At 55.7% G+C, this 25,453-nt stretch carries 22 protein-coding genes and 6 pseudogenes; 7 read left to right on the plus strand and 21 right to left on the minus strand.

What is annotated here, in order from left to right:
* Positions 1–582 precede the first annotated feature (582 nt).
* Positions 583–906, plus strand: a complete 324-nt coding sequence (locus tag OMP44_RS14615; RefSeq protein ID WP_280309199.1) for a hypothetical protein — start codon at positions 583–585, stop codon at positions 904–906.
* A 79-nt stretch (positions 907–985) separates the two neighbouring features.
* Positions 986–1,660: pseudogene (locus OMP44_RS14620) on the plus strand (beta-ketoacyl synthase N-terminal-like domain-containing protein); the annotation flags it as partial.
* Between the two features lie 2 nt (positions 1,661–1,662).
* Here the strand turns inward: OMP44_RS14620 and OMP44_RS14625 are convergent.
* Positions 1,663–2,625 (minus strand): helix-turn-helix transcriptional regulator, encoded by a 963-nt coding sequence (locus tag OMP44_RS14625; protein ID WP_280309200.1) that lies wholly within the window; start codon positions 2,623–2,625, stop codon positions 1,663–1,665.
* Positions 2,626–4,155: 1,530 nt separating this feature from the next.
* Between OMP44_RS14625 and OMP44_RS14630 the strand changes: the two are divergent.
* From OMP44_RS14630 to OMP44_RS14640, 3 genes and pseudogenes are all read left to right on the plus strand, one after another.
* Positions 4,156–4,569 (plus strand): annotated as a pseudogene (locus OMP44_RS14630) (transposase); the annotation flags it as partial.
* A 358-nt stretch (positions 4,570–4,927) separates the two neighbouring features.
* A complete protein-coding gene (locus OMP44_RS14635) occupies positions 4,928–5,593 on the plus strand; it encodes an OmpW/AlkL family protein (protein WP_280309203.1) in 666 nt (221 codons plus the stop codon).
* Between the two features lie 37 nt (positions 5,594–5,630).
* Positions 5,631–6,779, plus strand: a complete 1,149-nt coding sequence (locus OMP44_RS14640; protein ID WP_280309205.1) for a GGDEF domain-containing protein — start codon at positions 5,631–5,633, stop codon at positions 6,777–6,779.
* A 209-nt stretch (positions 6,780–6,988) separates the two neighbouring features.
* On the opposite strand, the gene OMP44_RS25035 is transcribed toward OMP44_RS14640, so the two are convergent.
* From OMP44_RS25035 to OMP44_RS14650, 3 genes and pseudogenes are all read right to left on the minus strand, one after another.
* Positions 6,989–7,576, minus strand: a complete 588-nt coding sequence (locus tag OMP44_RS25035; RefSeq protein WP_431312657.1) for a methyl-accepting chemotaxis protein — start codon at positions 7,574–7,576, stop codon at positions 6,989–6,991.
* Positions 7,577–8,347, minus strand: a pseudogene (locus OMP44_RS25040) (PAS domain-containing protein); the annotation flags it as partial.
* A gap of 195 nt (positions 8,348–8,542) precedes the next feature.
* Positions 8,543–10,456, minus strand: a complete 1,914-nt coding sequence (locus OMP44_RS14650) for a HAMP domain-containing methyl-accepting chemotaxis protein (RefSeq protein ID WP_280309209.1) — start codon at positions 10,454–10,456, stop codon at positions 8,543–8,545.
* Between the two features lie 1,061 nt (positions 10,457–11,517).
* On the opposite strand from OMP44_RS14650, the gene OMP44_RS14655 reads away from it, so the two are divergent.
* Positions 11,518–11,967 (plus strand): hypothetical protein, encoded by a 450-nt coding sequence (locus OMP44_RS14655; protein ID WP_280309211.1) that lies wholly within the window; start codon positions 11,518–11,520, stop codon positions 11,965–11,967.
* A gap of 192 nt (positions 11,968–12,159) precedes the next feature.
* Here OMP44_RS14655 and OMP44_RS14660 read toward each other — a convergent pair.
* From OMP44_RS14660 to OMP44_RS14675, 5 genes and pseudogenes are all read right to left on the minus strand, one after another.
* A pseudogene (locus tag OMP44_RS14660) lies at positions 12,160–12,503 on the minus strand (OB-fold nucleic acid binding domain-containing protein); the annotation flags it as partial.
* Positions 12,504–12,678: 175 nt separating this feature from the next.
* The gene (locus OMP44_RS14665; RefSeq protein WP_280309213.1) at positions 12,679–13,608 is read right to left on the minus strand and encodes a TraB/GumN family protein; all 930 of its coding nucleotides are present in this window, start codon (positions 13,606–13,608) and stop codon (positions 12,679–12,681) included.
* Positions 13,609–13,672: 64 nt separating this feature from the next.
* A complete protein-coding gene (locus OMP44_RS25045) occupies positions 13,673–13,948 on the minus strand; it encodes a glycine zipper domain-containing protein (protein WP_431312647.1) in 276 nt (91 codons plus the stop codon).
* Positions 13,949–14,471: 523 nt separating this feature from the next.
* Positions 14,472–17,551, minus strand: a pseudogene (locus tag OMP44_RS14670) (error-prone DNA polymerase).
* Between the two features lie 497 nt (positions 17,552–18,048).
* Positions 18,049–18,689 (minus strand): annotated as a pseudogene (locus OMP44_RS14675) (DUF3275 family protein).
* A 334-nt stretch (positions 18,690–19,023) separates the two neighbouring features.
* On the opposite strand from OMP44_RS14675, the gene OMP44_RS14680 reads away from it, so the two are divergent.
* A complete protein-coding gene (locus OMP44_RS14680; protein ID WP_280309215.1) occupies positions 19,024–19,818 on the plus strand; it encodes a class I SAM-dependent methyltransferase in 795 nt (264 codons plus the stop codon).
* Between the two features lie 140 nt (positions 19,819–19,958).
* Here the strand turns inward: OMP44_RS14680 and OMP44_RS14685 are convergent, their stop codons facing one another.
* From OMP44_RS14685 to OMP44_RS14740, 12 genes are all read right to left on the minus strand, one after another.
* On the minus strand, positions 19,959–20,282 hold the full coding sequence (locus OMP44_RS14685) for a hypothetical protein (protein WP_488803454.1): 324 nt from the start codon (positions 20,280–20,282) through the stop codon (positions 19,959–19,961).
* 144 nt (positions 20,283–20,426) lie between these two features.
* Complete coding sequence (locus tag OMP44_RS14690) at positions 20,427–20,663, minus strand: hypothetical protein (RefSeq protein ID WP_280309218.1); 237 nt, start codon at positions 20,661–20,663, stop codon at positions 20,427–20,429.
* A gap of 280 nt (positions 20,664–20,943) precedes the next feature.
* Positions 20,944–21,303, minus strand: coding sequence for a hypothetical protein (locus OMP44_RS14695; RefSeq protein ID WP_280309221.1), 360 nt, complete (start codon positions 21,301–21,303; stop codon positions 20,944–20,946).
* A gap of 67 nt (positions 21,304–21,370) precedes the next feature.
* Complete coding sequence (locus OMP44_RS14700) at positions 21,371–21,802, minus strand: hypothetical protein (RefSeq protein WP_280309223.1); 432 nt, start codon at positions 21,800–21,802, stop codon at positions 21,371–21,373.
* A gap of 67 nt (positions 21,803–21,869) precedes the next feature.
* On the minus strand, positions 21,870–22,427 hold the full coding sequence (locus tag OMP44_RS14705) for a hypothetical protein (RefSeq protein ID WP_280309225.1): 558 nt from the start codon (positions 22,425–22,427) through the stop codon (positions 21,870–21,872).
* Between the two features lie 72 nt (positions 22,428–22,499).
* Positions 22,500–22,748, minus strand: a complete 249-nt coding sequence (locus OMP44_RS14710) for a hypothetical protein (protein ID WP_027597851.1) — start codon at positions 22,746–22,748, stop codon at positions 22,500–22,502.
* Between the two features lie 50 nt (positions 22,749–22,798).
* The gene (locus OMP44_RS14715) at positions 22,799–22,966 is read right to left on the minus strand and encodes a hypothetical protein (RefSeq protein ID WP_165904673.1); all 168 of its coding nucleotides are present in this window, start codon (positions 22,964–22,966) and stop codon (positions 22,799–22,801) included.
* 141 nt (positions 22,967–23,107) lie between these two features.
* Positions 23,108–23,578 carry an STY4534 family ICE replication protein gene (locus tag OMP44_RS14720; RefSeq protein ID WP_280309230.1) on the minus strand — a complete coding sequence of 157 codons (471 nt, stop codon included), beginning with the start codon at positions 23,576–23,578 and terminating at the stop codon, positions 23,108–23,110.
* Between the two features lie 103 nt (positions 23,579–23,681).
* Positions 23,682–23,921: a hypothetical protein gene (locus tag OMP44_RS14725; RefSeq protein ID WP_044340832.1), complete on the minus strand. Its 240-nt coding sequence runs from the start codon at positions 23,919–23,921 to the stop codon at positions 23,682–23,684.
* A 299-nt stretch (positions 23,922–24,220) separates the two neighbouring features.
* Positions 24,221–24,346 (minus strand): hypothetical protein, encoded by a 126-nt coding sequence (locus OMP44_RS14730; protein ID WP_280309235.1) that lies wholly within the window; start codon positions 24,344–24,346, stop codon positions 24,221–24,223.
* Position 24,347: 1 nt separating this feature from the next.
* Positions 24,348–24,524, minus strand: a complete 177-nt coding sequence (locus tag OMP44_RS14735; protein ID WP_280309237.1) for a hypothetical protein — start codon at positions 24,522–24,524, stop codon at positions 24,348–24,350.
* A 116-nt stretch (positions 24,525–24,640) separates the two neighbouring features.
* Complete coding sequence (locus tag OMP44_RS14740; RefSeq protein ID WP_280309239.1) at positions 24,641–25,021, minus strand: hypothetical protein; 381 nt, start codon at positions 25,019–25,021, stop codon at positions 24,641–24,643.
* Positions 25,022–25,453 lie beyond the last annotated feature (432 nt).

Here is a 25,453-nt window from a genome sequence, read left to right on the forward strand (position 1 = left end):
TGAGCTAAACGCTTTTTAATAAGATCAAAGGTGTATGTATGTGATTCGGTGGCAAGTGCATTATCTGTTATCACCGTTCATAGGATGCTTACTCCGAGCACTTTATTTAAAGAAATGTAGGTTTTGTTTGCCCCAAAGCATTTTTCACCAAAAGGCCGGATCGTTAAGTCAAACGATTAGGGCGTGAGATGAGGTCGTTGGGGAGAAGTTAGCATCTGAGACTAAAAATAGTCAGCTGATATCTTATCTTTTTTTACGGAAATTTCGTTTTTGTAGTTGTTGTTTCGCTTTCTTTGGAGGTTGTTAGTTGGCTATCGCTTACCTTATTTAAGTGTTAGATCACTATAAGTCAGCTATAGGCGTGGATCTCCCAAGCAAGCGGGAAAATCACTAAATGGGTGGCCCTACTACGAAAACCTTATGGATATATTAACAATCCTTACTTTTTACGGGATTTCCGACCAAATCAATACAGCGTAAGAAATTTGACAGGAGACACGTTTTTCTTATTGACGAGGTTGGGCCCTTGGCTATTATTGATCATGACTGCATTCAAGTGGCTGAGTTTTCCGAAGAGTATAGGTGATCGAGATGAAATCATTGTTCACTGTTTCATTGGGTCTATTTTTTGGCGGTGTCATGCTTTTTTCGAGTCAGGCAAACGCGCAGTCATCCGGCCCTTATGAGACATCGGCACGCTCTGCAGAGCATAGTGCCGATGTTCGCCGTATTGAAGCTGCGCGGGATAAACATTCCGCAGACGTAGCAAAGCTAGATGGCAGCTATCGAGCAGCTACTGCTGACGCGCACGCTGCAGCTGTTAGGGATGGGGAAGCGCATAGAGATGCGAAGCTTGCCCAACATGACGCCGATATAGCGAAATGGAACGCTAAGCATAGAAATTAGCCTTCTAGTTGAGTAGCCGTCGCGATATCTATTGGGCAAGCGACATCGAGTTGCGAAGTTAGAAGCCTACTTTTGTTTTAAAGCCTGTTGGCACTCAGTAGAAGAAGTGGAGCGTAAAAGGACTGGAACCATCATCGCTTCCGGGGTAGGTTGCTTTGGTGCCATTGCAGAGGCAGTGCGGACCACCGACGACAAAAGCCCACGTCGCCTCTCGCCTTTTACAGCACCGTCTTTTTTAGCCAACATCGCGGCGGGCAACGTATTGATCCAGTATGGCTTCCATGGTCCGCTGGGGGCACCTATCACTGCCTGCGCGGCCAGTGTGCAAGCTATCAGTGATGCTGGGCGATTAATCCATAGTGGTGAGGCGCTCATCGTGCTCTACGGCGGGGCCTAGGCTGCTATCAACCGCGTTAGCCTACGCAGCTCAGTCGTCGCTCGGGCTTTGTCTACCGGATTCAATGACCGCTCGCAGGAGGTATCCCGCCCTTTCGACAGCGATCACGAAGCCTTCGTCATGGGCGAGGGGGACGGGCTGCTGGTAATAGAGACGTTTGAGCATGCCTTTGCGCCCGGCGCGCACCCGCTGGCGGGGCCTATAGGCGACGGCACCAGCGCCGATACCTGTCACCTCACAACTGGTCCTGAAGATGGCCGCGGCGCTCGCCGCGACATGGAGCAGGCCCTATGCCAGGCCGGTATCGGTGCTGCTGACGTCCAGCGCATCAATGCCCATGTCACTTCCATCCGTGTGGTTTAGAGTTTACGTTTTCTAAGTAGCGTTTCTTTTGGCGTTTCACCAAATCTAGTTCCGTAATAACGCGTGAACAAATAGCGATTAGTGAACCCCCATCGCAAGGCTATCTCTGTAACTGAATCACATTCATCAGCGTTCAGAAAAGCCTCACGACAGCGTTGTAGCCGAATATCCCGAAGTACTGCTAGTGGCGTCATACCCCGATAGGCTTTGAAAAGAAGCTGAAGGTTCCGACCACTTGTACCGGCTGCTAGCGCGACCTCGGTCAGTCCTATGGGGGTATCCGCCTTTGCCAGCATGAAATCTAACGCCCGCCTTAAAGCTCCAGGAAGGACCTCAAGCCTTTTGCCTCGTAACGACTCCGTATAATTATGCGGTACTCTTTCAAGAATGGTGCTAAGTAATGCTTGTCGCAAATGGGCTACGGCGATCGGCGATGTAAACGCGGGTTTCCCGATGTTGGCCCGTAAAGCTTGAGCTACGCTGGCGATCCCATACCAAGCTTCAGATCCCAAAATTATCATTGGTGAAAAGTCCAAGCGATCTTGGCAGGGAAAGCCTTGTAATACGCCCATCTCGCCGTGCAGCAGATCACTAGAGAGCATAATGGTCTCAGTCGTCGTCCCGGCTTGAAATTGACCAGTAATCAAACGGCTGCTATCGACGACGCAGAGCTGCCGAACGCATTGCACTGCTTCAGCGTTTCGCATCTGCCATTCAGACATCCCTTCGGTTGTAAACGATAGGAAATAGACGTTTGTTTCCTGCTGTTTTCGAAATCCCCATCCGCTTGAGCTCTGTGTTGAACATAAAAATAAGTCGTTAATAAGATAAGTAGTCTTTCTGTAATCAATTGGTACTGCTTTAGGCAGAATAATATCAGGAGCCAGTCCGCATTGATCGTAGTAGGCTTGTAGTTCTTCTTCGTTATTTATTGTAACCGCCGAAACACTTGGATTCATCTCAACAATACCTGCCTTCTAGCATTGGTGTCAGCTCGAAAATTTACTCTGGGATTGCCTTTGGCGGCGAAGTTGGACATAGGCGGTAGATGGCAAGCTTCGAATGGGCTTTTAGTCACGAGTCTATAAAGCGAAAAGCGCCTTTAAAAAAACGAAATCTTTCATCGCCTTTGTGCGCTCAATGCGTACCGCTGCCTGCATATTTGGTAGCGTTGATACGACTCCTAGTTGAGGAAGGTTGTTTAGACCACTCCGGACAAGAGGGCATTAGCGTTTTCTTCTTCACTCGATGTTCGAGGATGCACACAAATTGAATCATCATGAAATAGAAATTGACTATCTTGTCGATGCATTAGTTAGGGGGTTGAGCCCACTAGTCTGCTTAGTCATTCCTCGTCTTACTGAGGACAAAGTTTTTATCAGCGTATCAAGTCGAAAAGGCGATAAATATTTTTCTTGTTCGAAGGAGATAAGCATATTGGTATGCTCTTCAAGGCGCGCAGCTTATATAGCGGATATTAGAAGTTTTTTTAGTGAGCGCAGCTAGGGCAGAAAATTGAACGCATTTAAATTAAAATAAGGAAGAAATAGTCTGCCCTATAATTTGTCATCGTGGCATAAGTCTATCTCAGCTACGTTAGAAGCTATGAGATCATCGTGCCATCAGAAGCAGTATAGGACATTTGTGCTATTGCTTTTTGTATAAATGCTCAAGGATGGGGGGAACGATGCATAGCAAGTATTAATTTTTTATGACAGTGAAAAGCGGGGTCTTGGCTGTGCTTGTGCATTCCATACGTAATCAGTGGTATTGGTGTTTAATGTTATTCCATGAAGTAAATCGCTATAGATAATAAATTTGCTTTGGGAGGATTTAACTTTCTGACTATAAGATTTTTCAAATTTTGATCCAGTTTATATGACTGATTATGGTGTTCAATTGATCAATCACATTTTTATAATTAAATAACTTTTGCTTAGTTTTATTGCTCGCTTATCAGTCGATCGGGGTCCTGCTATGTTAAACGAAAAAGAGCTTGAGACGCGTGCTTATCTAATTGAGCTTCACAAAAAGCTCCTAGAGCAGTATGACGCGTTGAGGCAAATAGAGTGCAGCGATGAAGATTTTGATGTTCTTATTCGCTCGATACAAACGCTACTGGAAAAAAGTGCAGACTTGGTTGCTGAGACGGCCGCGGTCTTTCTACCCATTAATGAGGGAGAGCCTAAGAATCCATCTTTTTAGTAGCATATCCTTCGAAGTTGCGCTTAGTTTGCCATTTCTGTTTTTGTCATCTAGATTGGATTCAAGGCGTAGGATATGTTGGAGTTCTTGGCCACTTATACCGTATTAAATGAGGGTCCAGCAAACTTAGGCCCCATTCCTGGGCGACGGTGCTGTCGTTACGCTGGACCAAGCTTTGGTGCTCAGCACTACTCGTTTCGCTGGAGAAGACTTGAGGGCAACCTAGGATTTGCCTGAAAAGTCGAATTTGCTAGTCTGCCCCTAAGATAGCAGTGGGGGCAGGCATAACTGGGCGTTATGAGCTTTCGAATCAGCAATGGGCTTTGATTGAAGACATCGTTTCCCCTCCCTGGAGGATAGGGCGCCCCCACCGCGATGGTAGGCAAATGCTCAATGGCGTCTTCCGGATCCTTTGCTCGGGCGCCAAATGGCGTGGGTTGCCCGAGCGCTATGGTCCCTGGAAGACGGTCTACCAGCGCATCCGGCACTGGCGCGACGACGTTACCTTCGAGCGCATCCTGGCGCGTCTGCATCTGAAACTGCGTCAGGATGGCTATCTGGATCTGGACATCTGGATGATCGATTTCATCATGATCCGCGCTACACGAGCCGTCTCGGGAGGCTGAAAAAAAGGGGGCCTGGACGAGCCGCTAGATCATGCTTTGGGCCATAGTCGTGGTGGGCTGGGTGCCAAGCTCCTTTTCCGCGTGCTATTCCCGATACGTTCGACGAGGCCCCGAATCCCATCTACCACAATCCCTAAGCCATTCCTGGCTTGGTCGACCCAGCCGGCCTCAATCGCTGTCTTTTAGGCAAGTAGGTTGAATTTCTGTGGCCGCTAAATTCCTCTTTAGCGGGCACGCGCTCGCGGTCTCTACAGCGTGAGCGCGTTAGGGCAGCTACCGCTCGGCGGTTTTCCGGCACCATCTAAATGTTTCGTAGGTGACGGGAAAGCTTTTTGTGATACGTTTCACAATTATAGTGGCTTAATGATGGCACAAGTTGGGTTCCTCGAAGAAGCCGAAGCCGGGTTTTGGTGCCATACAAGGATGGGCAATGGGCAGACGGGCGCGGACGTACGTTTCTTTATCGGTATTTGGCGTAGTTATTGCGCTGAGTTCCGGGACGGTAACGGCAGCTAATTCAGACGGTATTATTAAGGGGCCAAAGCAGGCCGACTGGCTCGTGCGCGGATCAGTCTTAAGTGTCCGCTCTCTTACTCAAAAAACTGAGATCCCTGTCATTGGGGGACAAATCAAATCATCGGACAAGACTTTGCCGGGATTGGACATCAGTTATTTCTTTACCGACCATTGGGCTATCGAGTTCCAAGGCGGCCACGTCAAGCGCAGTTATGCAGTGTCCGGCTCTGGTTTAGGAGGCTTCTCAGTAGGAAGTATAGATAGCGGCGCTCTATCGCTAACACTGCAGTATCACTTCAGGCCAACAGCGTCGGTAAAACCCTATGTGGGAGCAGGTGCTAATTATGCGTGGACACGTAGCGTTCAGCCTGCGCAAAACATTCCACGTTTTGACGTCAAGCCAGTCACAAGTGCACTGATTGCTGCGGGAGTAGACATCGCCGTTGCTCCTGGGTGGCTGGTTAACGCTAGCGCGCGCTACCTGCTGAGCCCTGAGTATGACTTCAAAGGCGAGGGTTTTAACGCCGCTGTCAAAATAAATACGCTCGTAATAGGAATGGGCGTCGGATTTTATTTTTGATAGCTCGTCTAGATACCTGAATCTCCTGGATTATTCAATGCTGCTGACGATCGCTCCCGACCTAAAGACGCTATTTCTGAGCAGCGCCCTAAGCAGAGGCGCCTTTTTGCTGATATTCTTGGTATTGCTTGTTAGTCAATCTAAGGCACGCTACCTACGTCATTGGACATCGGCACTAATTGCATCTACGGTGGGTTTGTACATCACCGTAGAGTACGCCGACCACTCTTTACTGCCGCTCCCGATTGCGTTTGTTTCCTATAGTACACTGTTGGGCAGTCTTGTCACATCATGGACGGGGCTCAGGTTATTTTATAGCCGAGCGGTAAACCTATGGTTAATCCCCCTTCTCACCATTCTGCCAAGCGCTCTGTATGTGCTGGGCGCTAGCCTAGACTTTAGTGCGCGACTACTGCTGCCGATGATCTATGCCATTGCTGCGCTTGCGGCAGGTCTAGCGCTTTACGAAATTATCAGAAGCTCCGGTCAAAGGCTGCTGACGCCTTATCTGGTTGCTGCCGCCTTTGCTACGTACTTTTTAGCACTCGCGGTGCCTGGAATATTGATCTTGGCCGGCGTACTGCCCGCTGCAATAGACACTAGTTCTCTGCCGGCTATCCTATTCGATCAAGCCAGCAGCATTTTGGTGTACTTTGGCTATATTGCCATGAGCGGCGAGCGAGCTACCTGGGATTTACGGCGGCAAGCGACAACTGATCCACTAACGGGCGTTGCTAATCGACGGGGCGGCCAGTTTACACTCGAACAGATGTACCGTCGTCAACTGCGCGGTCGGCACTGTAGCGTGATTTTGGCTGACGTTGACCACTTCAAGAACGTCAATGACACTTGGGGACATGAGATAGGTGACGTTATTTTGATGGGGGTTGCTGCGCGGCTGGGCTCTAGTCTGCGTTATGAGGATTATTTAGTACGCTGGGGCGGAGAAGAGTTCCTAATTATTCTTCCAGATACCTCTGTAGAGGAAGCGAAGGTGTCAGCTGAGCGCTTGCGGGAGGTTATCGCTAATTGTCCATTTTCGACAGGCGTCGCTGAACTATCTATTACCCTAAGTCTGGGTTGCGCCCGTATGGATACTCAAGATCTAAGCTATGAAGAAAGTGTGCAGCGTGCCGATAAGTCTCTGTATCGAGCGAAAGGCACAGGACGTAATCAAGTCTGTTAGTTATTGGCAGGTACGGCTAATTAACTAACGAGTATATAATAAGCTGCGTTCAGCGGTTTGTTGAGGTGAGAGCCGAGGATTGTAACAGTTCAGTACTTAACGATCATGAAGGTTACTGCGTCGAATCGTTAAGTACTGGGTAGAGGTGAAGCTATCACTTCAATAGCTCCTTTATAGCGTACTAATTCTCTCCGTTACTACCTTCTTGATCAATGCCCCACCCAGTTGCGCGCGCCCTTGGGAATCACCTCGGATTCGTCCAGCTTGCTGGCGAACATGCTCACGGCTTCCACGGCGTCGCTGGCGCCATCGCGGATTCGCACGATCACGGCGCCGGCCTGGTCCGCCAGCTCGACGCCCTTGAGCGCGCGCCCTTGGGTACTCTCCATGCTGGCGACCGCCTGCTGGGTTTCGTTGAGAATCCGGCCGATCATCTCGGCAATCTCTGCCGTGGCGCTGCTGGTGCGCCCCGCCAGCTGACGAACCTCGTCGGCGACCACGGCGAAGCCACGGCCCTGGTCACCGGCGCGGGCCGCTTCGATGGCGGCGTTGAGCGCCAGCAGGTTGGTCTGGTCGGCGATGCCGCGGATGGTGTTGACGATGGCGGTGATCTGCTCCGAGCGCTGACCCAGCTGGCCGATCACCTCGGCGGAGGCGCTGACGTTGTGCGCGATCTCGCGCATCTCGCCCGCGGCGGCCTGGATAACCCGGGTGCCGTGCTCGGCGACCTTCTCGGTCTCGGCGGAGATGTGATAGGCCCGCGACGCGCTGCGGCCGTCGCTTTCGTGCTTTTCCACCCGCTCGCTGATGTCGCTGGCGTACTTGACCACCTTGTACAGCCGACCGGTGGCGTCGTACACCGGGTTGTAGCTCGCTTCCAGCCAGATCACCCGGCCATGCTTGCCCAGGCGCTTGAACTGGCCGCGAAAGAACTCGCCGGCGTTGAGGCGGCGCCAGAAGTCGGCGTATTCGCTGCTGTTGACCAGGGCCGACTCGCAGAACAGTCGATGCTGCTGGCCCTGGATCTCCTTCAGGCTGTAGCCCAGGGTGGCCAGGAAGTTGTCGTTGGCGTCCAGGATGCGTCCGTCCAGGTCGAACTCGATGCGCGCCAGGGCGCGGTCCAGCGCCTTGAGCTTGCTCTGGGCTTCGCTGTCGCGCTCGACCTGGGCGGTGATGTCGAGGGCGTACTTCACCACCTTGGCTATCTTGCCGCTGCTGTCGGGCAGCGGGTTGTAGCTGGCCTCCAGCCAGAGCGTACGGCCCTGGGCGTCCAGGCGCTGGAAGGTGCCGGAGACGAAGTCGCCACGCTTCAGGCGCGCCCAGAAATCGTTATAGTCGCGACCCTGGACCACGCTGGCGGGGCAGAGACGGCGATGGTGCTGGCCGACCAGGGCGTCGGCGCGGTAGCCGGTCAGGCGGAGGAAGTTGTCGTTGGCGCGCAGGACGGTGCCGTCGAGATCGAACTCGATCACCGCCATGGAACGCTCGAGGGCCTGGGTCAGGCCCTGGCTCGCGTGCAGCTCGGCATCCATTCGAGCGATAGTTTTCTTATAATGTGCGTTGAACATATTGAGCTCGCAGATAATTTATTCGCCGATCTATGGCTATATGAAAGGAGAGGCCTGCTAGGAGGTCATGATGTAGCTCGAAGTGGTAACGGCATGCATGATTGGTCAGCCTTGCAAACCTGTGCTGCTTCAGTAAGTATTCTCCCGCCACGTGAATGGGTTAGCGACTCGCTGACCCATCCCGCCGTGCACCACCTACACTTTGAAGCGGCTGGTCATCTCCTGAAGCCGCACGCCTATGCGCGCAAGCTCCATGCTCGAAGAGGCTGTTTCCTCGCTCGCCGCCGCGGTCTGGTCAGAGATCTCGCGGACGTTGGTAACGCTTCGGCTGATCTCTTCGCCTGCAGCGCTCTGCTGCTCCGCTGCACAGGCAATCTGATCGTTCATAGACTCGATGTTTTTTACCGATTGTGTGATTCGTTTGAGCATCTCACCGGCTTCCCGTGAAAGGCCGACACTGCTGTCGGTCAGTTGCATATTCTGCTCAAGCACAACGGCCATGTGGTCGGTACTCTGATTCAACACAGTGATGAGCTGCGCGATCTCCTCAGTCGAGGAACGCGTGCGCTGGGCGAGCCCGCGCACCTCATCAGCGACAACGGCGAACCCGCGGCCAGCCTCACCGGCGCGAGCCGCCTCGATAGCAGCGTTGAGCGCGAGAAGATTCGTCTGGTCAGAAACAGCTTTAATCACATCAAGAACACCGCCGATGCTCTCGGCATTGGTTCGCAGCGTGGTCATGGCTGCTTTAGTCGCGTCCATTTCGCTCGCAAGCTGTTCGATTTGTGCGACTGCTTTATTGACCGCCCCATCTCCTTGAATGGCCTGCTGGCTGGCGTCTTGTGCAGATCTGGCTGCCTCACCAGCGTTGCGCGCAACTTCGTGGGTGGTTGCCGTCATTTCCTGCATGGCAGTGGCGATTTGGTCGGTCTCACTCTTTTGCGAATGCAAACCGGCGCTGGTTTGTTCCGTCACCGCAGAAAGCTCCTCAGCAGCGCTAGCGACTTGTACGACGCCGTCCCTCATCTCACCTATTAGGTCGCGAAGATAGGTCGTCATACGTTGCATGCTCTTCTGCAAATCACCCAGTTCGTCCTTGCGCGTCACCTTCAGCTGGGATGTGAAGTCGCCGCTGGCGACGGTTTCTGCCAACGCAACGGTCTCCTTCAACGGCACCACGATGGATCGGGTGATCAACCAGGCTCCGAGCAGGGCCAAAGCAATCGCCATACCAAGCCATATCATCAGTTTCTGACGCGCGCCGGCGACGTCGGACGCTTGGAAATCCGTTTGGATATTGGTCAGGTTGTCTGTGATGGAAAGAATCGCCGTAATCGAGCTAGTTATACCCGCTTGGGCTTCATCAACTCGTGCTTGCAGTTCAACCAGAACCTTTAACCGATTCTGGTATTCAACGACCGCGTCGATAAGTTTTTGGACGTTAGCACCAGGTAGGCCGCCAGTCTTAAGGCCTTGGCTCTGGACAAGCGCGCTGCCAATTGCGGTTTGCGCTGCATCCGCGGCGTCCTTGGTCGGCTGCACTGCATAGCCGCGAAAGGCAAGGCGCATTTGTTGAATACCGATGAGGAGGGCGGTGACCTTAGCTCGATCCTCACCGCCCTGCGCTTCAGCGTTTGCTGCCTCAGAAAGCGCTATCAACTGGGTATTGGCCACTTCTGCAGACGTCGAGGCCTCCTTGCGTGCCGCCTCACGATCACGAGTAGCAGCAACCGTATTTTTCAGAAATTCTCGGTAACGTTTAAGCGTGGTATCAGCTTCATTGAGCAGCGCTCTGTTAACCGGCGAATGGAAGTTTGGATTAATCGCCTGCAGCTGATTCTCTGTTTTTTCCAACGCAGCTAGCCACTTGGCACCCTGCGCATCATCGCCTTTCAGGAGGTACACCAGACGCTCGATGCGCATGTCTCGCGCGACAGTGCTAAATCCAGAAATGTCACCGATTCGCTCGCTGCGATCCCGTAGCGTGTCGGTGGCCTGCCATCCCGTATAGGCCACCAGCAAAATCATGCCGATAAGCAGGGAGAAGCCAAGGTTGAGTTTAGCGCGGACGCTTATGTTGCTAAGGGAATTCCAATTACTGATGGACATAAGAGCTACCTGGATAGAGAGCTTCAACAGGCAAGGCACGGAGTGAACCGGCACAGGCAGTCGTCAGTTATCGCAATACGTATTTAGTCATACGTTTTATCCGGTTACCTATGACACCTTGGGGTCACGCTCTGATAGCTAGTGCCGGCTATTCGAGACTGTGCGACAAGATAGTGAATGCAGCGCGGTAGGTAACTGAAATGCGGGCGGTAGAGCGTTTTTACGCTTCGCTTTACACTGACAAAGCAAAAGTGAAAATTTGATCAACGCCACTGACCGAGACGATACGCTGTATCAAAAGTAGGACGGATGGCGATAGATGCACCAATACATACACTGTTGCACGCTTAGCGACTACCTAACGCCGGTGGTTGAGTTCGGCTTTTTCGTCGAAAGCCAACGTTTGTTTGGAAGTGACTTTGGTTTTGTGCTGAGCGCGGCACCAGCTGAAGGCTTGCCGCGCGTTTGGAAGGTCAAGCACAAGTAGCAGAATGTTTCCCCAAAGCAATAGGTTCGTTCACCAACACCGAGCTTCAGCGAGCGCGATCATCCTCATGCCGGTAGGCGGCGCAGGAGCCGAAGTACGAGGGAAGGCAGGTAGGGCTCTTTGGCCAGCTGCTGAAAGCAGGCCGGGTATGATGCTCGCTTTGGCTGAGAGGGCTCCCAGCATGCTAGTGATTCGGCTCGAAAAAGTGGCGTGATTAATCTGGAGTGCCAGGTGAGTACCTCGAACGGATACGGTATCTTGGAATACCACCGGAGCCAGAGCTCCAGTATGTGGGTGTCCGACTACACCCCCTACCGCCACCTCGCCGTCAAACCGTCGGACCCGGCCATTGGCCAGAAGGTTACCGTGGCTATCTGCAAACTGGGTGCACCGGAGGAAGAGTGGAAGCCCTTCAGGTCCGGTACCGCGGGATTTGACGGGATCTGAAAGCGGCCGCAGTAGGAGAGTCAGGCCTGCCCCAGTGCACTAGCTGCTAAGCCCGTCGCGGCTTGCGTATCTGAAGACCTATGGGACGTTGGTCAGCATCACTCATTGATGCCGACGGGGCTTCCCCATGCAGACCCCCATCACCCTCACGACTCCGGCTCTGCCGCTACAGCTGTGCGTCCACCGCTATTACTCCAGAGCCGAAGACCCGGCCTTCCAGCAGCTGCTTATGGTTTGGAACCCGGTGGCGCCAATCCTCGCTGCGGCGCCGGCCGGCACCATTGCCAAAGTCGACAGCGAGTCCCTGATCGTTGCGCCGGTGGATGGCGCTCTGGCGATGTTCTTGTCCGCAGACCTCAGCCCAACGGCTGTCGACGGCAACGTCTTCCGGTCTGAGGAATTAGATGGCATCGGCGCGGAGGAGTTTGCCGAGCTGCAGAGTGCCTTGAAGCAATGGATGGCTGCGCCAACGTACGACACGCCCTGTACCCCATCTCACCTCGCAGACGTGCTCGCGGCCAACTACCGGGAGGCGGGAGCGCCACGTGAATGGCGGTGGTCGGGCGAGACCTTATAAGCATTCAGTAGCAAGGCTTCACGCCTGGCAGTCCGCCAGGGCAAGCAAGACCCGCCTGCCCTGAAGACACCCCGCGCCAGTCGATAGAGCGGAAGTATCCCCGGCGGTATACTTCCGCTCTAAAGCATCCCCTCCAGCGCCACGTCATCCGTGCATTCTGCCGATCCGAGACCTGCCTACTCGAAGATGCAGTCAGTGAAAATCTCGACTTCGCGTATCGAGACCCTGCAGCAGCTCGCTGATGTCCTCCAAGCGGCCGGCCACAATGTGCAGCACGCCGTCGCGCGTCTCCACTGTCCCATCTACCCGTAGCAGCTGTGAGGCCACCAGCTCGCGCCGCTGGCGCTCCGCCAAGGTACGCCACACCACCACGTTCACCATCCCAAACTCGTCCTCGAGCGTCACGAAGGTCACGCCGCTGGCGGTACCCGGCCGCTGCCGGCCGACCACCAGCCCAGCGACCCGGGCCGGCGCTCCTTCAGGTCCTTCGAACTCATCAGCCGGTAGGCCGAGAGTTCTGGACGCAGCAGGGTGATCTCACGAATTAAGTTTTTATAATGACGGTGGCAGATATTGCTACCGCGAACACAATGACTGCCAGAACGATTCTTTTGGTCGCCTTTGGTGCATTGGGCGAGACAACGTTTATCGTTAAGGAGGTCAAAAATGCCGTTAGCGCAACGATCAATGCGATGCTTAAGAATTTTATATTCATTTGCTTATTCTCAGGCTGGTTATTTTGTATCCGCTATCTTGAAATAGTCGCAGAAGGCCTTGGTCTCCTAAGTAATAATTGAAGCCAACTGCTAAGGTCGCGAAATTTGTTGGAATCAAGTCGAAATGTTCATTGACTTGCTTGAAGAATGCTAGGTTTCGGTTTGCTAGCATGACTCTGTTCACGGTCTCTTCGACATTAGCTGGTATTACGTCTATCTTCTTCATTTGGGTTTGAACACAAGTAATGTTTCCTTGTTCCCAAGCCTGCGCGATCCTAATAACAACTTTTTGGGTATCCTTCGACGACATCTTTTGGAGCAAGTAATTTTGCAGCATGGCATCTTGAATATGATCTGGCAGGGAGTCAAATAGCCTAAGCTGTTGGCTGATGGTTTCTAGATAGATGACTTTTTTCCCTGAGCCCTTTTCAATTTCCTTAAAGAGCTGCTCTACGCTAGTAAGACTTTCAAATCCTGAATCTGCAAGTTCTCTTTCTTCCAAAATCGATGAAATTACCCATGGTTTGAGTCTTATGATTTTCTCGATAGGTATGTTGATCGTTGCTAACTTGAGCTTTAGAAGCTGTGTTGTTGCCGGTGATAGATTTTCAAATACCGAGTCATTTGTATCAACGTATATTAGGCTTGATTTGTCTTCTGGGAGAGCCTTGTCGTCAGTATTGGCTTCGATAAAAATTACGTCGGACTGCTGCAGGGCGATACTTATTTGGTGAGGTACTTTTAAATGGCGTGGAAGTTTGTGAACAGTTGGTGTGAGAAAGACGTTCCCCTTTTTTGAATCCGCCCTCCAAATGATGCCATTTTGCGCTTCGCCGCTGACCTCAAAGGATGATGCTTTAGTATGTATGGCAAGACTGGCGAATCCAGCGCAGCTCGCCGCGCGCAGAAACTGTCTTCTATCCATCGTATTTATTCCTTGGCGTCCCTGAAGCCTAGCTACGCGTACGCGCGCAGCTAGGTCGACAGCATTACCTATTGGAAATGTCAGTCACCGCCGTCGCCGTCATCACTGTTTGAATCATCGTCCTTGTGTCATCATCTTGGCCGCTCATAGCGTTTCCGATTGCTTCACCAACCGCCTCGCCAGCTAATGCGCCCATTGCTCCACCGACTGCAGCGCCAACAGGCCCTCCTACTTCCGCGCCTGCTAGGCTACCCAAAGCCCCTCCTATTGCGGAGCCAACATCCCTGGCGGTAATCCCGCCACTGGGGTAAACAAGCTCATCATCACGCAACATTCTCATTTCAGTGCCTCAGATCCGTTGTGTTTTCTGAAAGTGATCGCTGACGTTCCAACTTGCTTCGCGCAGCCTAGGCTCCTTGCGCACGTCTGCGAAAGTTTTCTGCATTTATCGAGCTGTCGATCAATACCTCACGCCTGCGAACGGGAGCAGTAGATGCCATCTGTCTTTTCGATTGCTTAACGCTTGCTTAAGGCGCCATATATTTTTTGGCTATAGGTTTAGAGCTGGTAATACCTACTACAAAAACAATTTGTGCAATAATTAAATTTATGGTTTTTTGGGCTGACAGCGCTAGAACGATGGTAGAAGGCGTAGATATTTTCTTTTTGGATCTTAAAACATTCAGTAATTATAGTTTATGCACTTTTCAAAGTCATACCGTTGAAGCATTCCACGGTTTCGAGAAATGCTCGATGCTTGTAGGGAACAAAAGACTGGTGGACTTTGGAATACTAACGAAATCTGGCTCTTCGCTTATATGCCGGTAGCCGAGAGTTGTGCATTTGGCAAAGTTTTATGAACATCAGCGGAAATCCCGGCTTCGCGTGTCGAGGCCCTGCAGCAGCTCGCTGATGTCCTCCAAGCGGCCAGCCACCACGTGCAGTACGCCATCCCGCGTCTCCACTGTCCCATCTACCCGTAGCAGCTGTGACGTCACGAGCTCCCGCCGCTGGCGCTCCGCCAGAGTTCGCCACACCACCACGTTCACCATCCCAAACTCGTCCTCCAGCGTCACGAACGTCACACCGCTGGCGGTACCAGGCCGCTGCCGGCCGACGACTAGGCCAGCGACCCGCGCCGGCTGACCGTGGCGCCGCTCCTTCAGCTCCAGCGAACTCATCAGCCGGCGGGCCGACAGCTCCGGCCGCAGCGGGGTGAGCGGGTGTGGGCCCAGGGTGGTACCCGGGGAGGCATAGTCTGAATAGAGGTCCTCACCCACAGTCGGGGCGACCAGCTTCTGGATTTCCTCCTCAACCACCGCGCCCTCGGCAAAGAGCGGCAGCTGGGGCTCGATCGCAGCCATCGCCCAGCGCGCCTGGAACCGGTGCCCGGACAGGCTCTTCAAGGCTCCCGCATCCGCAAGGCATTCCCGTGCCTTGGCATCGAGGCCTGCGCGCAGGCATAGATCGGTAACATCGCGGAATGGCCGGTGCCGCCGGGCCTGCTCAACTGCGCGCCCGGCTTTCTAGGCCAGGCCTCGCACCATCCGAAGTCCCATCCTGATCGCCGGCTGCGAGCTATCAGCGACTGGCTCGAGACTGCAATCCCAGTCGCTGCAGGTCACATCCACCGGCAGGGTCTGCAACTGATGGCGCCGAGCGTCCTGCAGGATCTGATCTGGTCTGGGCTGTAGAAACCCATGTGATAGGAGTTGATCAGCGCCGCGGCGAAGGCTGCCGGCTCATGGCATTTGAGCCAGCAGCTGGCGTAGGTGAGTAGGGCGAAGCTGGCCGCGTGAGACTCGGGAAAACCGTAGCTGCCGAACCCCTCGATCTGCCGGAAGATGTCGGCCGCGTACTCAGCGGTGTAGCCGTTGGCGAGCATTCGTGAGGTCAGCCGCTCCCGATGCGGTTCTAACCCGCCATGGCGCTTCCACGCCGCCATACTGCGGCGCAACTGATCGGCTTCGCCCGGGGTGTAGTCGGCGGCGAGGATGGCGAGCTCCATCACCTGCTCCTGGAACAGCGGCACACCCAGGGTCCGACCGAAGACGCGCTCCAGCTCCGGCGGATAGCTGATTTCTTCTTGGCCGGTCCGCCGGCGCAGATACGGGTGGACCATCCCTCCCTGGATAGGGCCGGGCCGGACGATGGCCACCTCGATCACCAAGTCGTAGAAAGTCTGCGGTTTCAGGCGCGGCAGCATGGCCATCTGGGCGCGTGACTCGATCTGGAACACGCCAAGGGTGTCCGCACGGCTGATCATGGCGTAGGTGGGCTTGTCCTCCTGAGGCACGGTCGCCAGCGTCAGCTCCTCGCCCCGGTAGCCTTTGACCAAGTCGAAGCACCGGCGCAGGGCGCTGAGCATGCCCGGGGCGAGAATGTCGACCTTGAGCAGGCCCATGGCGTCGAGGTCATCCTTGTCCCACTGAATCACCGTCCTACCCTCCATGGCGGCGTTCTCCACCGGCACCAGGGTATCTAGTGTCTGGTCTGCGATGACGAAACCACCCGGGTGCTGCGACAGGTGCCGCGGGAAGCCAATCAGCTCACCGGTGAGCACCAGAATCCGGTGGAGCAGCGGGCTGTCAGGATCGAAGCCCGATTCGCGAAGACGCTCCGGTGGCGGCAAGTTGTCCGTCCAACGGCCGCAGCAGTCCGCCAGCGCCGTGATCTGGTCTGGGGGTAGGCCCAGTGCCTTGGCTACGTCCCGGACGGCGCCAGCAGCGTGATAGGTGGACACCACCGCGGTGAGCGCGGCGCGCTGGCGACCGTAACGGCGGAAGATGTACTGGATGACCTCTTCCCGGCGGTCATGCTCGAAGTCGACATCAATGTCCGGTGGCTCGTCCCGCTCGTGGCTGATGAAGCGTTCGAACAGCAGGTTGATCCGGGTCGGATCTAGCTCGGTAATGCCCAGTGCGAAACAAACCGCAGAGTTGGCCGCCGAGCCGCGCCCCTGGCAGAGGATCCCCTGCTGCCGTGCGAAGCGGACAATGTCGTGCACCGTCAGGAAGTAACTCTCATAGGCTTTGTCGGCGATCAGCTGCAGCTCTTTTTCGATCTGGGCGCGCAGCCGATCTGAAAGCCCCTCGGGCCAGCGCCAGACGCAGCCCTCTTCAGTGAGTACACGCAGCCAGCTGGTTGCGGTGTGTCCCTCCGGTACCACCTCGCTGGGATACTGGTAGCGCAACTCGGCCAGGCTGAAGGTGCAGCGCTCGGCAATGCGGAGGGTCTCCTCTAGCAGCTCGGACGGATAGCACCTCGCCAAGGCCTCGCGGGTGCGCAGATGACGCTCCCCGTTAGGGAAGAGCAGCTGGCCGGCTTCGGCTACCGGGACGTGTTGGCGGATCGCAGTGATGGTGTCCTGCAGGGCCCGGCGCCCGCGGCAGTGCATGTGCACGTCGCCGGCGGCCACCAGCGGCAGTGAAAGGGCCACCCCCAGCTGCTGCAGCTGCTGCAGTCGTACCTAGTCGTCCTGGTCGAAGTGCAGCCCAGTAGCAATCCATAGCCGGTCCGGGAACACCGCCAAGAGCCAACGCACCGCCTCCGCCTCCGCGTCCCGCGCCGGTACCCAGAGCGCTACGAGGCCGGCGACCTGTTCGAGGTCCTCGCGCAGCAGCCGGTAGCTGCCCTTGTCGGCGCGCCGGCGGGCGAGGGTGATCAGTCGGCAGAGATGCTGGTACCCCTGTAGGTCTTGCACCAGCAGCACAAGCTTGGGGCCCTGGGCGACCTGAAACTCCGCGCCGACGATCAGCCGGACGTCATGCTTTTCTGAGGCCTGCCAGGCTCGCACGATGCCAGCGACGGTGCATTCGTCGGTGATGGCCAGCGCCTCATAGCCCATGGTTTTGGCTCGCTCGAACAGCTGATCGACGCTGGAGGCACCGCGCTGGAAGCTGAAGTTCGACAGGCAGTGCAGCGCCGCATAGCCGAGTGTCACGCGAACCACCCCTGTACCCACCAGGGGTGGTTGCCCCGAGGTGGGTGAGGGAAGGCGCTCAGCGCGCCGCGTGGTATCGCCGACGCCTTCGCGCCATTCGGGGTTGATGCCGTGGATGGCCCTGGGCAAGAAGTGCAGCGGGCAACTCCAGTAGAAGGGACCGAGCTTTCATCCAGTGACTTATGGCCCCAACGGCCCCCGTGAACGTCCAGTAGGTCGCAGCCGATCAAGGTGCAGGTTTCGCCGGCGGCGACGCCAGGGAAGACGCCATCGCGTTTGGGTACCAGCATCACGATCTGCCACAGCACGTTGTCGACCAGGTGATGATCGATGACGTACGGGTGCAGTTGTCGGTTTCGCCGTCGGCGGTCAGTTCAGAGATCAGCGCATCGCGCGTGGAGTGAGAAAGCAGCCAGCCCATGGGGAAGGTCCTCTAGGTGATGGCCAGGCCTTCCCGCTGGGAGAGGTCCCAGCCGGGTGGGGTTGTGAAGGTGAGGTCAGGCCGCGCGGTTCCAGGCCTGCGACTTGAAGTCCATGGCGTAGCCCAGCTCGCTCAGCCGTTGGCATTACTGCCTGAGGCGGTGCCGGTCGACCGTGGAGTCCAGTCGCACGGTCTCGCCAAGTGGCCAGACCGTACCGAAGAGCTCCTGGTCAGCTTCATCGACATCTGGCTAAGGCGTCAGCTGAGCAGCTGAGCAGCTGCTGGTGATACCGGCATCCCGAAGGGTGCGTTGTCGTCTGCAGGCGCTACCGGAGCGCTGGCAGGCCTGGCGGGACGCGAGGGTTGTTGTCGAGCCTTTGGCGGCGGTGCCGCGAGAGGTTGCTCTTCATCGAGCGGATCCGGCGACTGCGCATCGATCTGCGCGTTGTCGTAGGCCGTCAAGGCATCAAGGTCCTCGAGCACCATGCTGTCTAGGCGCGCGCGAATCTCGATGACCAGGCGGCCGCCAGTGCTGTAGGACGATGCACGGATCTCGGTGATGACGAACTCGCCGCGGTACTTGCCCTCGACGTGTTGCTCGAGCACAGCATCCTTGATGACGAATTCACCGATAGAGGTAGAGAGCCGGCCGACGTTGAAAGCGCCGTTGCGTCCCTGGATGGTGCGGATGGCCAAGTGGCCGGGGATCTTGATCATGGCGGTCCTCGTGAATAAGGGGCACGCCATGCCCAGCAGGGGATGGGTACCCTGTGGGAGAAAACGGTGAAAGGTGCATCCATCGGCGGAGCCGACCGCTTTCGCTACCGGATGCTTGGCAAGCTTGGGGCTGGATCAGCGCAGGGCGCCGTGGTCTTGAGATCCTGACCACCTGGGCATGGCTGACAACGTCAGCGGCATGTAGGATGATCATGATTCCGAAGGAGCGATGTGTCAAATGGTTGCTTTTAGAAGCACAAGAAATTAATCGCACAGGCGTGATCGGAATGTACGTCTACTATAAGTTGGTTCTTCGGAAAAGGATTGTACATCGATGAGTAGTGCGAAGTTTTCTCTGGGTAAACCCATGACTGCCGAGCAATACGCGCAAGAGTGGGAAATAAATTCAAAGTCATTTTCTAATGAAGGCTATTACCGCTGGATGGCCGAGCAGCTGGGCGCTGCAACCAAGGTTCTAGAGATTGGCTGCGGCTCGGGTAATGGGACGATCGCACTTGTTAAGTCCGGCTGCAAGGTCGTCGTGATAGAGCCTAATCGGCCTATGATTGACATCGCTATCAAGAATCTGAAAGGATCAGGGTACGACGCGGTTGAAGTCGATCTGCAGTATCTTGCAGCCCAAGAAAATGACGCGCCCTCTGTGTCAATCATTCACGGTGATGTTTTCAGCCTGGAATTTGCAGAAGGGTCTGTAAAAGCCAAATTTGACGCGGTTGTGTGTTGGTTGGTGGGGTCTGAACCCGAGCGACAGGCAGAGCACTTGAGTAAAAAGCTTGAAGATTTTGATGGCCCGGAAGCTGCTGAGTATAGAGAGCTGATTCACGCGCGTTGCTACAAAATCGGCGAGTCACTCTTGAAAAAAAGCGGTGTAGTTCATCTAGTGGATCGGGGTGGTATCAGGTCTTGGTCTGATAAGGATGATGCGCGTGACTCGTTGGTAACTCAGCATCAGGAGTTGGCAGGCGACGCTTATGATGTGAGTCGAAGCAATACTTTTCTGAGAAAGTTGCACTCCGATATGAGGACCTCTCATATCAATTATATAGCGGAGCAGGCTGCTGCTAGTGCCATTACGGTCTTCAGTTCTGTGAAAGGCGTGCTTCGGTAGCAGGCAAGTAACAGTCTGTCCTTTGGATGATATTGACCAAAGCATTCGTTCGTGAGCTTAAGGTGTCGAGCGAGGGTTTCATCAATGTTATTCGGAAGGTTGCTTTTAGAAGAGGCGCCCGAAGGCGCCTGTCAGGGGGGTTAGAACTGAGGCAGGCCTTCAAGCAGGCAGCCATTGGGATCAAGGATCAGGATCCTCACGTCGACCTGGCCTGCCAGGCTGAGCACCCGTATGGTTTCCGGCATGAAGCCTTCTTCGTAGTGCTTGGCCTGCAGGACTGACAGCCCGAACCCTTCCAGATTGTTCAGGTGCTCGTCAGTCCAGGGCGTACCGTGCAGCTTGAAGCCGACGGCGTCGCTGTCTGGCAGGGTGAAGCACTCGAACATCAGTAGCTGGGTGTCAGCGTGCTGCACCAGGTCCTGCAGGTCATCCCATTCGTCATCGGGCAGATGGGACGAGGTGATCTCGAACGCTCGACTTTAGAAGCCGGTTTCGAACTGGATCCGCTTGAGCAGGCCTTGGGCCCTAGCCAGAGTCTCAGTGTCACCGAGGTGAATCTCTTCGCCATTCTCAATGGCACGAAGCGCATAGACCACCGCCCGTACCTGTCAAGTGGACGGGTAGAGCGTGTGCTGGTCAGCAGTGACTTCCTCCGGCTCGATAGCCAGGGCATGAGTTTCGTTGAAGACGCTGTAGTGGCCTACCAGTTGGTCGTCGGCTGCATCCTGCTGCTCGGACGTTATCTGTCGGTAGCAAGGCTCGAAGTGCTCGTCGTACGTGATCAGCAGCTCGCGGCGAATAAACAGGTCCTGGTAGCCGCGAATGAAGGGGTTAGGGGTGGTCATGGGGCTCTCCTCAGGAAGAGGAGCCGCCCAGAGGGTCGGCCCCTCTGGGTAGTGTGGTGGTTGATGGGGCTCAGCAGAGCTAGGGTTTAGGGTTGTTCCAGATCCTTCGCGAAGAACATCGAGAGATCTTGGTGTTGGCAGGTGTTGCAGGTCATCTCGCAGGTGTAGTCCCAGTCGGACTCAGCAGCTTCGGGCGCATCAATGTCGGGTCGAGGTGGTATCACTCCCCCCTCAGTTGAGACGGCAGTAGAACCGCACTGCGGGCAGGTCCAGCACATGGCTATACCTTCTCCGGGTGGTGCGGCCAAACGCTTCGCTGGGCCAACTCGACGGCCTCACCGAAGCCGTTCGCCATGGTCATGTCGGCGATCAGCTTGATAGGGCTATTGCCCCATACCAGCAGCATCACACCTTCGTGGCCGGCGGTGTTTTCCGATAGGAATCGCAGCTTGGCCAAGTCGGTTTCTGCCGCGTGCTTAGCGATGTCATCAGCGGACCAAATAGCGTGGATAGGCTCCCAGGCCTCGCCATCCCACAGTTCAAAGGCGCGCCATCCTTGGCGTTGCAAATCGGTCAGGACGGCTACCAGGCCGCTGTGCTCGGTTACCGCCTGGGCGGTAGAAGTGGACGAATTGTTCATTGGAGACTCCTCGGACGAGGAGCTGCCCAGAGAGTCAGCCCCTCTGAGTAGGTGGATAGAAGTGAAGCTAGATGCGAAGCAGGTCCTGCAGGTCAACGAGCCCTTGGGTAGCTCGCATCAGCAGGGTCTGAACACGAATCTCGGGCTCCTCGGCAAAGCCGGGGTAAAGCAGCTCGGCGATGTGGTAGTCGCGTCCCTCAAGTACACCCCGGACATCCACGACCCGTAACGGCGACGCAGCGTGCTCAGGGTCGGTCAGGAGGCGAATCCGCTCAAAGCGGGTCAGGTAGGACTCGAACTCATTCGTGGACATCAGGATGTAGAGGTGCAGCGGGCGACCGTCATCGTCCAGCTCGCTGCCGAACGAATCAAATGATAGGGAGTAAAACAACCGCGGCTTGAGCCCTTGGGCGCGAAGCGTCGAAAGTCCTGTCTGGGCTTCGCGGAGGCTTGCTGCGCTGCTGTGAATGGCGTTGCCGATAATCAGATGGTGAGGCATAGCGAAGATCCTGATTTTGGCAGACAGCCGCCCCCTGGGGACGGTGTCCCCGGGTGGAAGGGTGAGATCAGGCGCCTAGCAGGGCACGGACTTGCGGCCGCCAGGCTTTGTGGACCAGCCGCCCCTTGAGGAGGTCGGCGTCGGTGTCTAGCAGTCGTGAGGTGCTGAAGTTGTCCCAGCCGTGTTGGAACGCGGAGCGCGAACGCAACAGCTGGATCTGAGCCAGTACCACCTTCTCTTCCTCGGCCGTGCGGCAGGGGTCAATCCAGTCGATGCGGCGGCTCTCACGATACACCTTGCCCGCCATGACCAGGTGGCCGTGGCGATCGGAAACGCAGATCCGCTTTGGATGGAAGTCGAGCACGGCGACAGGTGTTGTATAGCGGTCTTGTCGAATCGCCTCCAGGGCGATCGGCAGGATGTCGTCGAGCAGGCCGCACTGGCCGAGCTGGACATGGCCATTGATGTGGAAGGTGCCACGACCAGATTCATCAAAGCGCTCCATCGACCCATGCAGGGTGATGGTGAACTGCCGCTCGAAAAGGTCTTGGCGAAGAGACGTACCAGGAACGTACGGGTTGCTGACAAAGGCCTGGCCTTCGAAGTGTTGAATAATCAAATCCATGATGCCTCCAACGTCCTTGGATCCATCATGCCCTTAAGGGATGACGAATCCCTTAAGGGTAAACGAAGCGGGTTAAAAGCCAAGCAAGGCAGGAACGAGCGACGACAAACCGTGCTGGGTCCAGGTGCCTTCTGCCAGGGCTTGGTCAGCCTCGGCCTGCTTGCGGAAGTACTCCTTCGACTCGCGACTCAGTGGAAAGCCATCCTCATCGACAGTGCCGATGTAGTAGCCCGCGTTGCTGCGCAGTACCTGAAGGGGAAAGTGTTTGCCTTCGGATTCGAAGGCGAGCCGGCCGAAGCCTGCAGGGGTATCGGTAGCCATGGGGCCTCCAAAAGACGAAGGCGCCCGAGGGCGCCTTAGGGTGTGGTCAGTCAGGCCTGGACGCGGTCAGCGCTGGTGGCGTTCATCTCGAACAGAAACCAGGCGTTGTCGCAGAACAGGTCGCTGCTCAGCAGCTCTTCGGTGACGTCGTCATAGGAGACTTCGGCAACGATGGGCAGGGCGGGCAGCTCGGACTTGATGGTGGCGATGACTTGCATGATGGGCTCCAAAATCTAGCTAATGGAGATCACCATGCCCCGGTCCGGGGATGGTGCCCCCGGATGGGTGTGCGAAGAGAAAGGTGGCAAAGCCTAGGTAGAGCAGGGGCGCCCGGTGGGCGCCTGGAAGAGCAGGGTGACTCAAGCGGCCGATTGGTCGCCTTCGTTCCCTTGATCCGTACCTTGCTGCTCAGCCGGGGCTGCATCGCGCGGTTTGGCTTCGTACACGGTTTCACCGTCCACCTTGATCCAGCCGATGTACAGGAGACGACCTTTCAGGCTTGCGCCGTGTTGTCCCTGCTTCGGTCCAGAAGAGTAGGTGAAGGGATCAGCCCAGCAATCGCCGATGCGGAAGGACACGAGGACCTTCTTGTTCGCCGTTTCGGCTTCGATGCAGCGGCGAACCAGCTTTTCAGCTTCGGCGCCGACGACATTGCAGTCGATGTAGCGGTATTCCACCGCTTCTTTGCTGCCGCACAGGGCTGCTACGGTGACGGCCAAAAACGGCTTGGCGCCTCTGCCTTTGGGTTTCACTTCGCGGATGCGGTTGAGGTAACCGATACCGGTGGTGTGCAGGTCGAAGTATTGGCTTTCGTTGGCTTGGTTGCTCATGGTGTATCTCCAGTTTCAATAGGTGAAAACGGAGAACACCTTGCCCGGGAGGGGAAGAGTATTCCCCGCGTGGGTGGGTGTAGCCAGAAAGGGTGGTGCCAGGTCAGTGCATGAATTTCATCGCGGCCAGCAGGATGCCGACAGCAGCAGAAAGCATGACGCCCATGCGGATGGTGAGCTTGAGTTCGAGCTGAGCTAGCTCAGCCTTGATGTCTGCTAAGTCAGCTTTGGTAGCGAGCTGATTTTGCATATCGGACTCCAGAGCATCGATAACAGCAGTGGCTTTGTCATCCGGGACGTTGATCGCAATCAACGCCTGGTACAACGCAAAGCTGCTTTTCATTGAAGGTCTCCAGGTTTGACGGAGACCGGCCCTGACGGGTAGTCCCGTCGAGGGTGGGTGGAAGGTGCATTCATCAACCGGGGGTGCCGGTCAATCGCTCGCGCTACCGAATGCTTAGCGAACTTGGGTTTGGATCAATGCGCTAGGAGCGCATCGCAGTTGTGAGATCCGAGACTGCCTGGGGCATGTTGCTGACAACGTCAGCGGCATACATCCTCAGAATGTTCAGGGCCGTATCGCTTGTCAATACCCCAGAAATGAAAAAGCCCTCCGAAGAGGGCTTTAGGGGTGTGGATCATTCAGTGAGATCGCAGCAGCTTCTGCGCTTTCAGTTTGAAGTTGGGCCAGGTGACCCAAATCGCCATGCCAGAGCAGACGAGCAAAAGAAAGGTCAGCATGAGGATGCCGAAGGCGGTCTGACTCATGTCATTCCTCCACGGTAAGTACGATACCTATGAACCAGATTAGAACACCTACTGCGAGGGCACAAGCCGTCAACAGTCGGTGATCGCTGAGGAAGACACCTACGATGCCGGCGGCCACCGAGGTGGTACCAACCTTTCGCAGATCCTCTGCCACAGCGGTTTGTTTTTTGATAGCCATCAGCTCTCCTTCGTTCAGATGACGTCAGGAAAACCGCCCTGACGGGAGGTTTCCCGACAGGGGTGGGTAAGGTGTGAATCAGCTGGCCATCGCGACCTCAGGGTCGAGCGGGGCGATCAGCTGGTCCAGGGAGCCCGGACGCAACGCGCGGGGTGCTGGCGACTGGACGGGCTCAGTGACAGAGGCGGCAGCCTTGGGTTTGCGCGGCTTGCGCTCGCGCTTGGGCTTTTCAGGCTGGGCTTCCTGGGTGTTTTGCTTGAACCAAGTGTGAGGTCGATCGCGTTGCGGCGAACGAACGCCGGCACGTGATCCATCTCCTCGAGCACAGCAGCCGATACGATCGGTTGCGGAAACTCGACTACACGGCGTTCAGCCGGTGCTATGGACGGACGCGCAGCACGTGCCTGGGCTTGAGCATTACGCACGGAGCGAATGATTTCACGCAGGGCAGTACCGACGGATTCGCCAAAGCGATAGCTCAGGGTAGGGGTGGTCATGGTGTTTCTCCTGCAGGTGAGTAATGCGGAGAAACACTGATCCCGGGCGGGGGAGTGTATCCCCGCTGGGTAGGTAGAGCAGATGTGTGAGGTGCCTCCATCAACCGGTAAAACCGGTCAACCGTTCGCGCCTCCGGAAGCTTGGCGAACTATCGGTGCGGATCGACGTGGGTGGCCACGTTGCAGTCTTGAGATCCAGAACTGCTGGGCATGTTGCTGACGACGTCAGCGTAACATGAGGTAATCATCTTGAGCATCAAATAGATATGTCAAGCGAAAAAGAAGAATTGCAGCTAAAAAAAGCAATGAAAGCACAGGATCGTCTGATTTATGCCGCCAAAAATGCGTCGTTGGCTAGATTTTCGTCGAAAATGAGGAAATATTTTGTGATGGCTTGATGACTAAACGGCAGATATGGATCACAATTTTTTG

Source organism: Pseudomonas flavocrustae, from assembly GCF_029872515.1.
Classification (GTDB): Bacteria; Pseudomonadota; Gammaproteobacteria; order Pseudomonadales; family Pseudomonadaceae; genus Chryseomonas; species Chryseomonas aestiva.

What these genes read in the sequence shown, in the direction of transcription:
- OMP44_RS14715 (WP_165904673.1), bottom strand. Translation starts at nt 22,966, where the DNA reads ATGCAAGTCATCGCCACCATCAAGTCCGAGCTGCCCGCCCTGCCCATC.
- OMP44_RS14690 (WP_280309218.1), bottom strand. Translation starts at nt 20,663, where the DNA reads ATGACCACCCCTAACCCCTTCATTCGCGGCTACCAGGACCTGTTTATT.
- OMP44_RS14640 (WP_280309205.1), top strand. Translation starts at nt 5,631, where the DNA reads ATGCTGCTGACGATCGCTCCCGACCTAAAGACGCTATTTCTGAGCAGC.
- OMP44_RS14680 (WP_280309215.1), top strand. Translation starts at nt 19,024, where the DNA reads ATGAGTAGTGCGAAGTTTTCTCTGGGTAAACCCATGACTGCCGAGCAA.
- OMP44_RS14720 (WP_280309230.1), bottom strand. Translation starts at nt 23,578, where the DNA reads ATGAGCAACCAAGCCAACGAAAGCCAATACTTCGACCTGCACACCACC.
- OMP44_RS14635 (WP_280309203.1), top strand. Translation starts at nt 4,928, where the DNA reads ATGGGCAGACGGGCGCGGACGTACGTTTCTTTATCGGTATTTGGCGTA.
- OMP44_RS14725 (WP_044340832.1), bottom strand. Translation starts at nt 23,921, where the DNA reads ATGAAAAGCAGCTTTGCGTTGTACCAGGCGTTGATTGCGATCAACGTC.
- OMP44_RS14740 (WP_280309239.1), bottom strand. Translation starts at nt 25,021, where the DNA reads ATGACCACCCCTACCCTGAGCTATCGCTTTGGCGAATCCGTCGGTACT.
- OMP44_RS14665 (WP_280309213.1), bottom strand. Translation starts at nt 13,608, where the DNA reads ATGGATAGAAGACAGTTTCTGCGCGCGGCGAGCTGCGCTGGATTCGCC.
- OMP44_RS14650 (WP_280309209.1), bottom strand. Translation starts at nt 10,456, where the DNA reads ATGTCCATCAGTAATTGGAATTCCCTTAGCAACATAAGCGTCCGCGCT.
- OMP44_RS25045 (WP_431312647.1), bottom strand. Translation starts at nt 13,948, where the DNA reads ATGAGAATGTTGCGTGATGATGAGCTTGTTTACCCCAGTGGCGGGATT.
- OMP44_RS14735 (WP_280309237.1), bottom strand. Translation starts at nt 24,524, where the DNA reads ATGGCTATCAAAAAACAAACCGCTGTGGCAGAGGATCTGCGAAAGGTT.
- OMP44_RS14700 (WP_280309223.1), bottom strand. Translation starts at nt 21,802, where the DNA reads ATGCCTCACCATCTGATTATCGGCAACGCCATTCACAGCAGCGCAGCA.
- OMP44_RS14625 (WP_280309200.1), bottom strand. Translation starts at nt 2,625, where the DNA reads ATGAATCCAAGTGTTTCGGCGGTTACAATAAATAACGAAGAAGAACTA.
- OMP44_RS14695 (WP_280309221.1), bottom strand. Translation starts at nt 21,303, where the DNA reads ATGAACAATTCGTCCACTTCTACCGCCCAGGCGGTAACCGAGCACAGC.
- OMP44_RS14655 (WP_280309211.1), top strand. Translation starts at nt 11,518, where the DNA reads ATGCAGACCCCCATCACCCTCACGACTCCGGCTCTGCCGCTACAGCTG.
- OMP44_RS14730 (WP_280309235.1), bottom strand. Translation starts at nt 24,346, where the DNA reads ATGAGTCAGACCGCCTTCGGCATCCTCATGCTGACCTTTCTTTTGCTC.
- OMP44_RS14710 (WP_027597851.1), bottom strand. Translation starts at nt 22,748, where the DNA reads ATGGCTACCGATACCCCTGCAGGCTTCGGCCGGCTCGCCTTCGAATCC.
- OMP44_RS14705 (WP_280309225.1), bottom strand. Translation starts at nt 22,427, where the DNA reads ATGGATTTGATTATTCAACACTTCGAAGGCCAGGCCTTTGTCAGCAAC.